The sequence below is a fragment of the Streptomyces sp. SJL17-4 genome, from assembly GCF_036826855.1.
In the GTDB taxonomy this organism is placed as follows: domain Bacteria; phylum Actinomycetota; class Actinomycetes; order Streptomycetales; family Streptomycetaceae; genus Streptomyces.
In genome coordinates, this window is the sequence record NZ_CP104578.1 from 5,007,629 (window position 1) to 5,022,154 (window position 14,526).

A 14,526-nucleotide genomic window follows, 5' to 3' on the forward strand; every position below is an offset into this window, starting at 1 on the left:
GCCCGCCTCGACTCCGTGCGATCCGCTCCGACGGGGATCGGCCCGCCTCAACTCCGTGTGATCCGCACCCGGTACGTACCGCTCGCGTCCTCGTCCAGCACGCTGATCCGTATGCCGTTGGCCCGGTCCGTGAACGTTTCGCCGGGCCGGTACGGTGCGTCCGACAGCTCCGCGTGGACGTTGGCGCGCCGTGTGCAGCCGCCGCTCGCGTGCTCGCTGTCGGAGACGGTCACCGGGCCGTGGCCGGTGTCCACGTCGGACTCCACCCGGTAGACCAGGACGCCGTGTTCGCAGACCGCCTCGTCGTTGCCCTCCTTGCTGCGGACCTCCAGCGCGTACCCCGACGTCTCGGAGAGCGGGACGACCGCGAGCTTGGGGCCGCCGGCGACCGCCAGCGGGGTGAGCGTGTAGTCGCTGCTGCCGGTGCCGGACGCGCAGCCGATCTGGTCGTTGTCGAGCCAGCCCAGCTTCCACTTGTGCCAGCCGAGCAGGTCGTTGTTGGCCCCCCAGTCCTCGGACATGATGTCCCAGTGCCCGACGCTCCCGCCGCCGTCCGAGGTGTACAGGTCGGGCAGGCCGAAGACGTGCCCGTTCTCGTGCGGCAGGACCCGGTAGCCGGTCTCCGCGAAGCTGCCGGAGCCGTCGTCCTGGCGGCTGTAGACGAAGGACGTGTTGGCGAGCGGCACGCCGTCCGCGTAGGGGGCGTCGTCGTTTCCGGAGAAGGTCACGGACAGGACGGTGTCGAGGGCGGAGGGCCCGGCGTTCGGCGTGACCAGGATGTTGACCAGGTCGTACGCGCTGAAGTCCACTTTCGCGTCGGCCGTCTTGACGATGTCCTCGACGAGGGAGCGGTAGCCCGGTTCGTACGGTGAGCCGCGCTCGATCCCGTACGCCGAGAAGGCCTTCGGCATGCGCAGCCAGTCGGGTATCGGGGCCTCGGCCTGGTAGCGAAGACGCCCGTACGAGCTGACGCGGAACCACTCGGCGGTCTGCGGGAAGAACTCGCGGAAGCGGCCCATCGCGGTGCCGTCCCCGGCCGCGTCGGGGAAGTCGATCATCAGGTTCAGGGCCCTGACCCGGCCCGTGGAGCGCACGTACCCCGGGGCCGTGGGGAGCCCCTCCGACATCTGCACGCCCAGCGTGGTGGCGATGCGGCAGGGCCCCAGCTGCGCGCCGTCCGGCGCGGCGGCCACGGGGCCCGCCGAGGCCGGGGCGGGCCCGGGGAGGGTGGTGCTCGCGGAGGCGAGCAGCGTGAGGGAGAGTGCCGTGGTCGCGGCCAGGGCGACGGGTCTGCGTATCCGTCGTCGGGGGTGCTGCATACGGTCGCCTCTCCGGTGGGGGCAGGTCAGCGGCACGGCCCCTTCCGGTACTCGCGGGGCCGCGCTGTGCGATCACTCTGTGACGGCTGCTTCCGGCGCGCGCGCCGGGTGGCCCGATCGTGGGACGAGATGAATGTGACCCAGGTCACGTCCGGGCCGGGAAATAACCGGGGACCTGGTCCCCGTTTATGACTGTGTTCAGCGAAGTGGGGAGTCCTTCCCCGGATGAATCAGTCCATGGATGACCGTGAGGAGGTCGTGGCGTGACCAGCACCCCCGCCACCGCGCCCGCCCGCCGCGTACCCCGCCCCCGGGCGGACGCCCTGCGCAACCGCGAGCGGATCGTGACGGCGGCCCGCGAGATGTTCGTCGAGTTCGGGTCCCAGGTGCCCTACGACGAGATCGCGCGCCGGGCCGGCGTCGGGAACGCCACGCTCTACCGGAACTTCCCCGAGCGCACCGACCTCGTCCACGAGGTCGTCCTCTCGCTGATGGCCCGCGTCACCGAAGTCGCCGAACGGGCCGCCGAGGAGGAGAGCGACACCTTCGCCGCCCTCCGCCGGTTCACCCTCGGCGCCGCCGACGAGCGCGTCGGCGCCCTGTGCCCGATGCTCGACGGCGCCTTCGACAAGGACCACCCCGACCTGATCGCCGAGCGCGAGCGCCTGGAGGAGGCCGTCGAGGGCCTCGTCCAGCGGGCCCAGCGGGCCGGCCGGCTGCGCACCGACGTCGGCGTCGGTGACCTGATGGTGGCGCTCTCCCAGCTGACCCGCCCGCTGCCCGGATCGGGCTGCGCGGCCTTCGACCAGTTCGTCCGCCGTCATCTGCTGCTGTTCCTCGACGGCCTGGAGGCGCCCGCGCGCTCCGAGCTGCCGGGGAAGGCCGCGACCCTGGAGGACCTGAGACGCGACTCCTGCTCGTCGTGAGTGTCCGTCCCCAGGGATCTCGACTTACGTAACCCGCACCCCTCCCGTACGTCTGCTCAACCCGCACTCCCTTTACGTCCTTTTTCACCAGTACGCGCCAAGAGGTGGCTACCCCCATGCCGAAAGTCCCCGACAACACCGTGACCCACCCCGACCCGGGCCGCTGGAAAGCGCTCGTCTTCATCGCGCTCGCGCAGCTGATGGTCGTGCTCGACGCGACGATCGTGAACATCGCGCTGCCCTCCGCCCAGCAGGACCTGGGGATATCGGACGGCAACCGGCAGTGGGTCATCACCGCCTACGCCCTCGCCTTCGGCGGTCTGCTCCTCTTCGGCGGCCGCATCGCCGACCTGTGGGGCCGTAAGCGCACCTTCGTCGTCGGCCTGATCGGCTTCGCCCTCGCGTCCGCCCTCGGCGGGGCCGCGACCGGCGAGGCCATGATGCTCGGTGCCCGCGCACTCCAGGGCGCCTTCGGTGCGCTCCTCGCGCCCGCCGCGCTCTCGCTGCTCGCCGTGACCTTCACCGACGCCAAGGAGCGCGCGAAGGCCTTCGGCATCTACGGCGCGATCGCCGGTGGTGGCGGCGCCGTGGGCCTGATCCTCGGCGGTGTCCTCACCGAGTACCTGAACTGGCGCTGGACCTTCTTCGTCAACATCCCGTTCGCGATCGTCGCCGCCGTCGGCGCGTACCTCGTCATCCGTGAGCCCGCGGGCAGCCGCAACCGCTCCACGCTCGACATCCCCGGCGTGATCCTGTCCACCCTGGGTCTGGTCGCGCTCGTGTACGGCTTCACCCGCGCCGAGTCCGAGGGCTGGAGCGACGCCGGCACGATCAGCATGTTCGTCGGCTCCGCCGTGCTCCTCGCCGGCTTCGTGTTCACCGAGGCGAAGGTGAAGTCCCCGCTGCTGCCGCTGCGCGTCCTGACCGACCGCAACCGCGGCGGTGTCTACCTCTCGCTGGGTCTCGCCGTCATCTCGATGTTCGGCCTCTTCCTCTTCCTGACCTACTACCTGCAGGTCGTGAAGGGCTACTCGCCGGTCATGACGGGCTTCGCGTTCCTCCCGATGATCGCGGGCATGATCATCGGCTCGACGCAGATCGGTACGCGGCTCATGACCCGCGTCCCGCCGCGGCTGCTCATGGCCCCCGGCTTCCTGACCGCCGGTGTCGGCATGCTGCTGCTCACCCAGCTGGAGGTCGGCACCTCGTACGCCGGTCTGATCCTGCCCGCGCAGCTGCTGCTCGGTCTGGGCATGGGTACGGCGTTCATGCCGGCCATGTCGCTCGCCACGCACGGTGTGGACCCGCGGGACGCCGGTGTGGCCTCCGCGATGGTCAACACCTCGCAGCAGGTCGGCGGCGCCATCGGTACGGCCCTGCTGAACACGATCGCCGCCTCGGCGACCACCGCGTACCTCACGGACAACGCGGCGGGTGCGACCACTCCGGCCGCCCAGAAGCTGCTCCAGCTCCAGGGCATGGTCGAGGGCTACACCGCGGCCATCTGGTGGGCCGTCGGCATTCTGGTCGCCTCGGCCGTGATCGCCTTCGTCCTGATCAACACCGGGAAGCCGGACACCGGGGTCGTCGCCGGGTCCGGTGAGGGCGCGGAGGACGAGGTGAAGGTGCCGGTCATCGCGCACTGATCCATTCCGGTGATCCATTCCGTCCGGTTCGGACCTGCCCTGGTTCCGCTCAGCGGAGCCAGGGCAGGTCCGCGTCCGCGTCCGTGGGTTCGAGGCCCTCGGCCATGACGCGCATGATCGCGCCGAGCTGTTCCACCTGATCGGGGGAGAGCCGGTCGAAGAGGGCCTGGCGGACGGCCGCCACATGGTCGGGGGCGTTCTGCCGGAGGACCTCCATGCCCTCGTCCGTGAGCCGGGCGAACTGGCCCCGCTTGTCGGACGGGCAGTTCTCGCGTCGTACCCAGCCGTTCTTCTCCAGGCGGGCGATGGCGTGGGAGAGGCGGGAGCGGGTGATCTTGGCGCTCCTGGCCAGCTCGGTCATCCGCAGCCGCCGGCGCGGGGCCTGGGAGAGCTGGACGAGGAGCCCGTAGTAGATGTGCGGCATCCCGGCGTCGCGCTGCAGCTGGCGGTCGAGGTGGTCCTCGAGGAGCGTGGTGGCGTGCAGGTACGCGCGCCAGACGTGCTGCTCCTCGTCGGTGAGCCAGCGGGGTTCGGTCATGTCTCCCATAGTGCCCGATCGTACGACTCGTTCTTGAAAGTTGAACTACATAGGTCTACGGTGTACGGCAGGACACTTGAATTTTCAAGAACCTGCCGCGATCGAGAAACCGGAGGTGGTCGCCATGGACGCCACGCTGGAAACAGGAGCCACGCGGGCGCGGATGCCCGCCCTTTACCTGTCCCACGGCGCACCGCCGCTCGCCGACGACCCCGTCTGGCCCGGTGAACTCGCCGCCTGGTCCGCGGACCTTCCGCGCCCCAGCGCCATCCTCATGGTCTCCGCCCACTGGGAGGAGGCCCCGCTGGCCCTCGGCGCCACCGAGACCATCCCGCTCGTGTACGACTTCTGGGGCTTCCCCGAGCACTACTACCGCGTCCAGTACGCGGCCCCCGGCGCGCCCCGGCTCGCCGAGGCCGTCCGCAAGCTGCTCCGCGCGCCCGGCGCGCCCGTGCAGGACATCCCCGACCGGGGCCTCGACCACGGCGCGTACGTGCCGCTCGTCGAGATGTTCCCGGGCGCCGACATCCCCGTACTCCAGATCTCCATGCCCACCCTCGACCCGCGCCGCCTCATGGACATCGGGCGCAGGCTCGCCCCGCTCCGCGACGAGGGCGTCCTGATCGTGGGCAGCGGCTTCTTCACCCACAACCTGGCCGCCCTCCGCCACACCGGCGGCGGGGTGCCGGGCTGGTCGGCCGAGTTCGACGCCTGGGGGCACGAGGCCCTCGCCGCGCAGGACGTCGACGCGCTCCTCGACTTCGAGCACAAGTCGCCGGCCGGCCGCCTCGCCCATCCACGTACGGAGCACTTCGCCCCCCTGTTCGTCACGATGGGCGCGGCGGACGCGGCGGGCGACCTCGACGCGGAGCGGTCGGTGATCGACGGGTTCTGGATGGGGCTCGCCAAGCGGTCGGTGCAGTTCGGGTAGCCGGTGGGCCTGCCCTGGGGCCGGTTGGGGTCGGTCTCAGAACAGCGGCGGGTTCAGCTCGATCGAGCGGATCGCGGCGGCGAGGGCGAGGGGGTCGCCGACGTCGAGTGCCGTGTCGGTGAACTTGATCGTGTGATCGTCGCCGTGCGCGGCCGCCCGCTCGAAGACCTCCTCGGCCGTGACCTCCTCGGCCGTGATCTCTTGGGCCGTGAGGGCGGTCGGTGGGTACGCGGCGGGCTCAGGCGGGGTGTACGCCGCCGTCACCGCGGCCGCCGCCGTCCAGGCCGCCGCCAGGCTCGGCGCCCACAGCTCGCGGGGGAGCGCGGGCAGGGCGCGCAGGACCGCGTTGGGCGCGGTCGCCGCGTGGACCAGCATGATCGGCTCGCCGTGGCCGTGGGTCGCGTACCGGTGGGTGGCCGCCGTGACCAGCTCGGTGAGCAGGGCCTTCGCGGTGTCGGGGTCCGGCGCCGCACCCCAGGCCGGGAACGCCGTCAGCTGCGGCAGCCGATCACGTATCCCGCCCTCCTGCACCGGAACCGGCGGTACGGCGTCGAGTGCGGCGGCCGCCGTCGGCGCCGCGGCCAGCGCGGCGAGCGGGGGCAGCGGCTTGCTGCGGGCCGCCCAGTAGCCGAGGGCGTGTGCGAGCTCGGCGAGGCGGGGTGCGGTCGTTCCCCCGCCGGCCGGCGCCCCCTCGGACGTCAGGAGGGTCCGTACGGCGTGACCGGTACGGATCACGGGATGCGTCGCCGAGGCCGCGATGCCCGGCAGCAGCCGGGGCCACCACGCGGCGAGGACCTCCCGCCAGGGGCGTTCGGCGAGCTCGCGGCCGAAGAAGCGGGTCCAGTCGGTGATCCGGACCGGGTCGCCGAGCGCCTCGCGCCAGTCGTCGGCCGCCACCGGGCGGGACGGGGGCGGCAGTTCCTCCAGCTTGTGTGCGTAGTGGTCCAGCCAGCGGTGCACGGTCGGGGCCTGGCCGTTGCGGACGAGGGCCTCGACGGCCATGGGGGCGTGGTTGGTGAGCCAGCCGTTGCGCTCGGGGCCCGTGGTGTGGAGGCGTTCGAGGGCTTCGTCGAGGGTGCCGGATGCGTCGGTGCGGGATGCGTCGGTGCCGGATGCGTCGCTCATGGGGGCGACGCTAGGGCGGGGGAGGGGTGGGCCGTAACGGGCTCCGGACCTAGTCCGGGGGACCGAGACGGCTCCGTCCGCTCGGGGGCAACCCGATGGCCCGCCCACGCGTCTTGAGGGATGACGCCGCATGTGATCGCGGTCTCACCGACGGTGTGGTCGGGGGTCCGCGAGTGGCGTCGGCTCACCCCCCGTGCCCGGTCTGACCTGCACCTCCGTGGGTGCCGGAAGCATGCCCGCAGGGGCGGCGGCCGCGCAGGATACTGCATGATCGCGAAAATCCATGTGCCGGGTGGGAATTCTGTCCTGATTCCAGTCGTTGTTTCCGTCGGATGCAGGGCACCCGAAAAGGTGTCGCGACCTACTCAGCAAGGGAGCACGCATGGCAACCCGTGCCGTCGCCCGTCGTCAGACCTCCGCCAAGAGCGGGGCCGCACGGGCAAGCAGCGTTCGCGCCGTGGGCGGGGAGATCGCCGACCGCGACCTGGTCGGCATGTACCTCGACGAGATCGCGCGTACGCCCCTGCTCGACGCCGCCAAGGAGGTCGAGCTCTCGCAGACGATCGAGGCGGGCGTCTATGCCCGGCAGATACTCGACGGTGCTGTGACATCAGCCGCTGCCGCGGCGGGGGCCACCGAGGCCGGCGGCGCGTCCCGCGAGGAGCTCGAAGCCCTTTATGAGGCGGGCGAGCGTGCCAAGGACCTCTTCATCAAGTCCAACCTGCGGCTCGTGGTGGCGGTCGCCCGGCGCTACCCGCGCAGCGGGCTGCCGCTGCTCGACCTGATCCAGGAAGGGAACGCGGGCCTGGTGCGCGCGGTCGAGAAGTTCGACTACGCGAAGGGCTTCAAGTTCTCCACGTACGCCACGTGGTGGATCCGGCAGGCCATCACCCGGTCCATCGCCGACCAGTCCCGCACGATCCGGCTCCCCGTCCACCTGGTGGAGGAGCTCGGCCGGATCCGCCGGGTGCAGCGCGAGTTCAACCGCGAGCACGGCCGCGAGCCGGAGCCGGCGGAGATCGCGGCCGAGCTGGACACGAAGCCCGAGCGGGTCGTCGACGTGCTCGACTGGGCGCGTGACCCGGTCTCGCTGAACATGTCGGTGGACGACGAGGGCGAGACGCAGTTCGGCGACCTCCTGGAGGACACGTCGGCGATCTCGCCGGAGCAGTCGGTGCTCACGCTGCTGCGCAGCGAGGAGCTCGACGACCTCATCGACAAGCTCGACCACCGGACGGCGTCGATCATCCGCATGCGGTACGGGATCGAGGACGGGCGCGAGCGGACGCTGACGGAGGTCGGCAAGGAGCACGGCCTGACGCGCGAGCGGATCCGCCAGATCGAGAAGCACGCGCTGCTGGAGCTGAAGAAGATGGCGCACGACACGGGCTTCGACGCGGTGGCCTAGGGCGGCCGGCGGACCGGACACCGGGGACCGGGGCAAGCCCTCGGCCCCCGGCCCCACGTTGCATCCCGGGACGCGGGGCCCCGGCCCGCGCCCCGGCCTGCGGCCCCGCGCCTGCGGCCCCGCGCCTGCGGCCCCGGCCTGAGGCCCCCGGTCTGCGGCCCGGCCCGCGCCCCGGTCTGCGGCCCGGCCTGCGGCCCGGTCTGCGGCCCGGCCTGCGGCCTGCGGTCTGCGGCCTCCGGCCCCGGCCTCCGGCCCCGGCCTCCGGCCCCGGCCTCCGGCCGGGGTTTGGGTCCCCCCATTACCTTCTTGGTGGCCCCGCAAGGGGGTGCCTGGCCTCCGGAGTTGGCATGACTTTCTCCCCCTGTCGAACGTATGGCCTGGGGGGTGGTGTCACCGGCTCCGGAGGCATCGACAGACCGCTGATTAGGGGCATGACCACCGGCTTCTTCGCAGGTCGGGAGGCTCTTCGTAATGTGGATGTGGCGATCGGTGCCGTGGGACGGCCGGGCGGGGACGACCGAAGGACGCACGTGATCGACGTCAGCGAGATCGGCGCCTTCCTCGGCCTGGACGTCGGCAAGGGCGAACACCACGCCACTGCCGTCACCCCGGCCGGGAAGAAGGCATTCGACAAGCGGCTGCCCAACAGCGAGCCCAAGCTCCGCGAGGTGTTCGACAAGCTGCAGGCCAAGCACGGGACCGTGCTGGTGGTCGTGGACCAGCCCGCCTCGATCGGCGCCCTGCCACTGGCGGTGGCCAGGGACATGGGCTGCCCCGTCGCCTATCTGCCCGGTCTGACGATGCGGCGGATCGCCGACCTCTACCCAGGCGAGGCCAAGACCGATGCCCGCGACGCGTTCATCATCGCCGACGCGGCCCGCGTCATGCCTCACACACTCCGCTCGGTCGATCTTGAAGAAGAGACCATCGCCGAGCTGGAGATGATCGTCGGCTTCGACGACGATCTGGCCGGCGAAGCCACCCGGATCAGCAACCGGCTTCGCGGCCTGCTCACCCAGATTCACCCGCACCTGGAGCGAGTCCTCGGCCCGCGCATCCAGCACCCGGCAGTGCTCACGCTGCTGGAACGGTTCGGGTCCCCGGCCCAGGTCCGCAAGGCCGGACGCCGCCGACTCGTGACCTTGTTGCGGCCGAAGGCGCCGCGGATGGCCGAGCGACTGGTCGAGGAGATCTTCACCGCGCTGGACGAGCAGACAGTGGTCGTTCCCGGCACCGAGGCGGCCGCTCTGATCGTCCCGAGCCTGGCCGGATCGCTGACCGCCGTCCTTGACCAGCGGAAACTGCTGGCCGGACGGATCGAGGAACTGCTGGAGGCCCACCCTCTTTCCAAGGTCCTGACCTCGATGCCGGGGATCGGCGTCAGGACCGGAGCCAGGATCTTGATCGACGTGGGCGACGGCAGCAGCTTTCCGTCCGCCGCCCACCTCGCCGCCTACGCCGGCCTCGCCCCGGCAACCCGCAGCTCGGGTTCGTCGATTCGAGGCGAACAACCGTCTCGGAGAGGAAACAAGCAGCTCAAACGGGCCTTCTTCCTCTCCGCGTTCGCATCCCTGGCCGACCCGGCCTCCCGCACCTACTACGACAAGAAGATCAGCCAGGGCAAGCACCACACCCAAGCACTCCTCTGTCTCGCCAGACGACGAGCCGACGTCCTCTTCGCGATGCTCCGCGACGGCACCTTCTACGAATCCCGGCCAGCCGCAGCGGGCTGATCCTCAGCACCTTCGCCGCACGCAGGGCAGTCACGCTCGTCGACCGAGTCCATCGCGACCGGATGACCACAAAAGTCGCACGACCGGATGCCCTCACCCGCCGAGTCCTGAACGGGCACGTCATCACTCATGACAGCCACACTGCCACCCGACCACCTTGACCAAAGACATAGGGGCCCCCCCCCGCACCACCCGTGCGAGTTCGACGTCGGCTGCGGGTCCCCTGGTGGGGCGCGTCCGCCGTCGGCGAAGGCGGCCCGCGGGGCCACCCGCGCCCCGCCTCACGCCCCCGTCGCCGTCAGGCGGGGCGGCCTCACCCTCGCCGCCGTCAGGGGGATGGCCTCACGCCCCGTTCGCCGTCAGGCGGGGTGGTCTCACGCCCCCCTCGCCGTCAGGCGGGATGGCCTCACGAACCCGTCGCCGCCGTCAGGCGGGTTGCCAGGTCCTCTACGTAGGTGAGGAGGGGCGGCGGGCTCTGGATCGTGAAGGGGGCGTCCACCAGGGCCAGGCGGATGGCCAGCCATTCGACGGAGTCCGTCGAGCGGGTGCGGAGGCGGCAGGTCGTCGGGCCCGTCGCCGTCGGGACCAGGTGGGACGGGAGGCGGGCCGTCACGAAGTCCGCGGGGGCCTCGAAGGTGACGTCCAGGTCCAGCTCCGGCTGCGCCCGCGACATGGAGCGGACCAGGAGCTGTGCCGCGTCGCCCGCCGGCAGCTCCCGCGGTGTGAAGCGTGCCCCCGTGGCGAGCGGGTCGGTCACCCGGTCCACCCGGAACGTCCGCCAGTCCTCCCGCCCCAGGTCGTACGCCACCAGGTACCACCGGCGCCCGGTGGAGACCAGCCGGTACGGCTCGACCAGGCGCTTCGACTCGGCCCCGTCGCCCGCCCGGTACCCGAAGCGGAGCTTCTCGCGGCCGGTGACCGCGCCCGCCAGGGCGGTCAGGGTGGCGGGCGTGACCGTCGCGCCGTCCCCCGCGTCAGCGGGATCGTCGCGTTCTGGAGGGTCGAGACCCGGTGCCGAAGCCGCGCCGGCAGGACCTGCTCCAGCTTCGCCAGGGCCCGTACGGACGCCTCCTCCACGCCCTCGATCGCGTGTCCCGCCCCCGCCCGCAGGCCGACCGCGATGGCGACGGCCTCCTCGTCGTCGAGGAGGAGCGGCGGCATGGCCGTCCCGGCGACGAGCCGGTAGCCGCCGACCGCGCCGAGCGTCGCCTCGACGGGATAGCCGAGGTCACGGAGCCGGTCGATGTCACGGCGGATGGTGCGCGGGGAGACCGAGAGCCGTTCGGCGAGTTCGCTTCCGGGCCACTCGCGCGGTGTCTGGAGGAGCGAGAGCAGATTCAGGAGTCGTGCCGGGGTGTCCGTCATGCGTTCCAGGATGAGGGCCATCTAGGACATGGACTGACCTAGATGGCCTTTATCTTCTTCGTATGAGTGCACACGACGCCGACGCCGCCACGGACGCGGCCCCCATCGAACCGAGTGACAAGCGGCGCTGGATAGCCCTTGCCATCGTCATGACGGCCGCCTTCATGGACCTGGTCGACGCCACGATCGTCAACATCGCGATCCCCAGCATCGAGCGGGACCTCGGCGCCTCCTTCGGGGCCATCCAGTGGATCACCGCGGGGTACGCGCTCGCGTTCGCCGCCGGTCTGATCACCGGCGGCCGGCTCGGAGACATCTTCGGCCGCAAGCGGCTCTTCCTCCTCGGCACGGCGGGCTTCATCGATCGCCTCCGCCCTCTGTGGCTTCGCGGCCAACCAGGAGATGCTGGTCGCCTCCCGACTGCTCCAGGGCGCGGCCGCCGCGATGATGGTGCCGCAGGTGCTGTCGATCATCCACGTCACCTTCCCGGCGCACGAGCGCGGCAAGGTCTTCGGCATGTTCGGCGCGATCATCGGTCTGGGCGCGGTCTCCGGCCCGCTGCTCGGCGCGCTGCTCACGCAGTGGAACATCGCGGGCCTGGAGTGGCGCCCGATCTTCCTCATCAACCTGCCGGTCGGCATCGCGGGCCTGCTCCTGGGCCGCAAGTTCATCACCGAGTCGAAGGCCCCGAAGGCGCTCCGCCTCGACATGGTCGGCGTGCTCCTGGTGACGGCCGCGCTGCTGATGCTGATCTACCCGCTGACGCGCGGCCGTGAGCTGGACTGGCCGGTGTGGGGTCACCTGATGATGGCCGGCAGCCTGGTCGTCTTCGGCGCGCTCATCGCGTACGAGAAGTACAAGACGAAGAAGGACGGCTCGCCGCTCGTCGAGCTGTCGCTGTTCAAGGTGAAGAGCTTCGCGGCGGGTATCGCGGTGCAGCTGACCTTCGGTGTCGTGATGGGTATCTTCTTCCTGGTCTGGACGCTGTACATGCAGACCGGCCTCGGCTGGAGCCCGCTGCGGGCGGGCGTGACCGGAGTGCCCTTCTCGATCGCGGTGTCGACGGCGGCCGGTCTCTCGGTCCAGAAGCTGGTGCCGCGCTTCGGCCGGAAGGTGCTCCAGGCGGGCGCGCTGACGATGATCGCGGGCGTGCTGCTCTACCTCTTCGAGGCGGGCCGGTACGGCTCGGACATCACGTCCTGGCAGATGATTCCGCCGCTGGTGGTCATGGGTCTCGGCATGGGCCTGATCGTGGCGCCGCTGACGGACGCGGTGCTCTCCGAGGTCCCGCGCGAGCACGCCGGTTCGGCCTCGGGTCTGATCAACACGACGGGCCAGATGGGCAACGCGCTGGGCCTCGGCCTGGTGTCGGTGGTCTTCTTCGGCGTGATCGACGGCAAGCCCACGCCGAAGTCTCGGGCCGAGGCGGCGGGGGCGTTCACGGACGCCTTCCAGAACGCGATGGGCTGGGTGGCGGGCGTGCTCGCCGTGATCTTCCTGGTGATGTTCGCGCTTCCGGCGAAGCCGAAGCAGCACCTGGAGGGTGGCGAAGGCGGCGAGGGCGGCTATGACGGCGACGCCGTGATCGAGAAGGAGCCGGCGTTCGCGCACTGAGCCGGCGTTCGCGCACTGAGCCGGCGTTCGCGCACTGAGCCGGCGTTCGCGCACTGAGTCGGCCGCCGAAGGGCCCTGGTCCCGGGAATCGCCCCGGGAGCAGGGCCCTTCGTCGTGTCCAGGCAGAGACGGATGTCCGTTCATGCCCGCTTGAATGCCCGAGTCCGTTTACTTCGCGGAAACGCGGGCGTAGTCTGACCCTGAAACCACAGGTTCGGGCATCGAACGGACGTAAACCCTCATGTACGCACCGGAGCGTCAGCAACAGATCCTGCGGCTCGCCCGCGAGAGCGGACGCGTCGACGTCCTCTCCCTCGCCGAGGAGTTCCAGGTCACCGCCGAGACCGTACGGCGCGACCTCAAGGCCCTCGACCGGGCCGGGCTCGTCCGCCGCGTCCACGGCGGCGCCATCCCCGCCGGGCGGCTCGACTTCGAGCCCGACCTCGCCGAGCGCGAGTCCACCGCCGCCGACGAGAAGGACCGGATCGGCCGGGCCGCCCTCGCCGAACTGCCCGAGGAGGGCAGCGTCGTCCTCGACGCCGGCTCGACCGTCGCCCGGCTCGCCGCCGAGGTCCCGCTCGACCGCGCGCTGACCGTCGTCACCCACGCCCTCCCCGCCGCCGCCCGGCTCGCCGACCACCCCGGCATCGACCTGCACCTGGTCGGCGGACGCGTACGGCACCGCACCCGCGCCGCCGTCGACGCCTGGGCGCTCCGGGCGTACGGGGAGATCCGCGCCGACGTCGCCTTCCTCGGCGCCAACGGCTTCTCGCCCGAGCACGGACTCACCACCCCCGACCTCGCCGAGGCCGCCGTCAAGCGGGCGGTGATCGCCTCCGCCCGCCGGGTCGTCCTCCTCGCCGACTCGGCCAAGCACGGCCAGGAGCACTTCGCCCGCTTCGGCGACCTGACCGACGTCGACCTGCTCATCACCGACAGCGGCCTCACCGACGAGGACGCCGCCGCCATCGAGGCGGCCGGAACGGAAGTCGTCCGCGCATGATCCTCACCGTCACCCCCAACCCCTCCCTGGACCGGACGTACGAGGTCCCCGCCCTGGAGCGCGGCGAGGTGCTGCGCGCCGCCGCCGAACGCGTCGACCCCGGCGGCAAGGGCGTCAACGTCTCCCGGGCCGTCGCCGCCGCCGGACACCGCACGGTCGCCGTGGTCCCGCTCGGCGGAGCCCCGGGCGCCCTCGTCGCCCAACTCCTCGCGGGCCGGGGCATCGAGGTCGCGCCGGTACCGGTCGCCGGGCACACCCGCTCGAACATCGCGCTCGCGGAGCCCGACGGCACGCTGACGAAGATCAACGCGCCGGGCCCGGAGCTGACGGAGGAGGAGTCGGAGACGATCCTGACGACGGTCGGCGCGTACTCGCCGGCCGCCGACTGGATCGCCTGCTGCGGCAGCCTCCCGCGCGGCCTCGCACCCGAGTGGTACGCCCGGCTGGTCACCCGCGCGCACGGCGCCGGGGCGCGGATCGCGCTCGACACCTCCGGCCCGTCCCTGCTCGCGGCCCTCGCCGCCCGCCCGGACGTCGTCAAGCCGAACGCCGACGAACTGGCGGAGGCGGTGGGCCGCCCGCTGGCCACGGTCGGCGACGCGGTGAAGGCGGCGGAGGAACTGCGCGAGCGCGGCGCGGGCGCGGTCCTGGCCAGCCTGGGCGCCGACGGCCAGCTCCTCGTCACCGGCGAGGGCGTCTGGTACGGCTCCGCGCCCGTGGCCGCCGTCCGCTCCAACGTCGGAGCGGGCGACGCCTCCCTCGCGGGTTTCCTCGCGGCGGGCGGCGAAGGACCCGAGGCCCTCGCGGCCGCCGTGGCCCACGGGGCGGCCGCGGTCCAGCTGCCCGGCAGCGAGATGCCCACCCCGGGCGACCTGAACCCGTCGGCGGTCACGGTGACCGCCGACGTACCCCTGGACC

The 14,526-nt window shown here is 71.8% G+C and carries 9 protein-coding genes and 3 pseudogenes; 8 read left to right on the forward strand and 4 right to left on the reverse strand.

Annotation, left to right across the window (positions count from 1 at the left end):
• Nucleotides 1-47: 47 nt before the first annotated feature.
• Nucleotides 48-1,319 carry a M6 family metalloprotease domain-containing protein gene (locus tag N5875_RS22615; RefSeq protein ID WP_318210803.1) on the reverse strand — a complete coding sequence of 424 codons (1,272 nt, stop codon included), beginning with the start codon at nt 1,317-1,319 and terminating at the stop codon, nt 48-50.
• Nucleotides 1,320-1,582: 263 nt separating this feature from the next.
• Between N5875_RS22615 and N5875_RS22620 the strand changes: the two genes are divergently transcribed.
• Together N5875_RS22620 and N5875_RS22625 are read left to right on the forward strand one after the other, a co-directional pair.
• On the forward strand, nt 1,583-2,245 hold the full coding sequence (locus N5875_RS22620; RefSeq protein ID WP_318210804.1) for a TetR/AcrR family transcriptional regulator: 663 nt from the start codon (nt 1,583-1,585) through the stop codon (nt 2,243-2,245).
• Between the two features lie 116 nt (nt 2,246-2,361).
• Nucleotides 2,362-3,891 carry an MFS transporter gene (locus tag N5875_RS22625; protein ID WP_318210805.1) on the forward strand — a complete coding sequence of 510 codons (1,530 nt, stop codon included), beginning with the start codon at nt 2,362-2,364 and terminating at the stop codon, nt 3,889-3,891.
• Nucleotides 3,892-3,940: 49 nt separating this feature from the next.
• On the opposite strand, the gene N5875_RS22630 is transcribed toward N5875_RS22625, so the two are convergent.
• Nucleotides 3,941-4,429 carry a MarR family transcriptional regulator gene (locus N5875_RS22630; RefSeq protein ID WP_318210806.1) on the reverse strand — a complete coding sequence of 163 codons (489 nt, stop codon included), beginning with the start codon at nt 4,427-4,429 and terminating at the stop codon, nt 3,941-3,943.
• Nucleotides 4,430-4,553: 124 nt separating this feature from the next.
• Between N5875_RS22630 and N5875_RS22635 the strand changes: the two genes are divergently transcribed.
• Nucleotides 4,554-5,360, forward strand: a complete 807-nt coding sequence (locus N5875_RS22635) for a class III extradiol ring-cleavage dioxygenase (protein ID WP_318210807.1) — start codon at nt 4,554-4,556, stop codon at nt 5,358-5,360.
• 36 nt (nt 5,361-5,396) lie between these two features.
• On the opposite strand, the gene N5875_RS22640 is transcribed toward N5875_RS22635, so the two are convergent.
• Nucleotides 5,397-6,485 (reverse strand): questin oxidase family protein, encoded by a 1,089-nt coding sequence (locus N5875_RS22640; RefSeq protein ID WP_338495591.1) that lies wholly within the window; start codon nt 6,483-6,485, stop codon nt 5,397-5,399.
• A gap of 382 nt (nt 6,486-6,867) precedes the next feature.
• Here N5875_RS22640 and N5875_RS22645 point away from each other — a divergent pair, with 382 nt between their 5' ends.
• Nucleotides 6,868-7,893: a sigma-70 family RNA polymerase sigma factor gene (locus N5875_RS22645; protein WP_318210809.1), complete on the forward strand. Its 1,026-nt coding sequence runs from the start codon at nt 6,868-6,870 to the stop codon at nt 7,891-7,893.
• A gap of 530 nt (nt 7,894-8,423) precedes the next feature.
• A complete protein-coding gene (locus N5875_RS22650) occupies nt 8,424-9,626 on the forward strand; it encodes an IS110 family transposase (RefSeq protein WP_338499191.1) in 1,203 nt (400 codons plus the stop codon).
• A gap of 406 nt (nt 9,627-10,032) precedes the next feature.
• Here the strand turns inward: N5875_RS22650 and N5875_RS22655 are convergent.
• A pseudogene (locus N5875_RS22655) lies at nt 10,033-10,991 on the reverse strand (YafY family protein).
• Between the two features lie 62 nt (nt 10,992-11,053).
• On the opposite strand from N5875_RS22655, the pseudogene N5875_RS22660 reads away from it, so the two are divergent.
• The 3 genes and pseudogenes from N5875_RS22660 to pfkB form a co-directional block, all read left to right on the forward strand.
• Nucleotides 11,054-12,605, forward strand: a pseudogene (locus N5875_RS22660) (MFS transporter).
• Between the two features lie 241 nt (nt 12,606-12,846).
• Nucleotides 12,847-13,608: a DeoR/GlpR family DNA-binding transcription regulator gene (locus N5875_RS22665; RefSeq protein ID WP_318210812.1), complete on the forward strand. Its 762-nt coding sequence runs from the start codon at nt 12,847-12,849 to the stop codon at nt 13,606-13,608.
• A pseudogene (gene pfkB / locus N5875_RS22670) lies at nt 13,605-14,525 on the forward strand (1-phosphofructokinase); the annotation flags it as partial. The gene N5875_RS22665 and the pseudogene pfkB, both read left to right, overlap by 4 nt.
• Nucleotide 14,526: the final 1 nt, after the last annotated feature.

Coding starts and splice junctions, on each gene's coding strand:
- N5875_RS22615 (WP_318210803.1), bottom strand. CDS start 1,319: ATGCAGCACCCCCGACGACGGATACGCAGACCCGTCGCCCTGGCCGCG.
- N5875_RS22625 (WP_318210805.1), top strand. CDS start 2,362: ATGCCGAAAGTCCCCGACAACACCGTGACCCACCCCGACCCGGGCCGC.
- N5875_RS22630 (WP_318210806.1), bottom strand. CDS start 4,429: ATGACCGAACCCCGCTGGCTCACCGACGAGGAGCAGCACGTCTGGCGC.
- N5875_RS22635 (WP_318210807.1), top strand. CDS start 4,554: ATGGACGCCACGCTGGAAACAGGAGCCACGCGGGCGCGGATGCCCGCC.
- N5875_RS22640 (WP_338495591.1), bottom strand. CDS start 6,485: ATGAGCGACGCATCCGGCACCGACGCATCCCGCACCGACGCATCCGGC.
- N5875_RS22645 (WP_318210809.1), top strand. CDS start 6,868: ATGGCAACCCGTGCCGTCGCCCGTCGTCAGACCTCCGCCAAGAGCGGG.
- N5875_RS22665 (WP_318210812.1), top strand. CDS start 12,847: ATGTACGCACCGGAGCGTCAGCAACAGATCCTGCGGCTCGCCCGCGAG.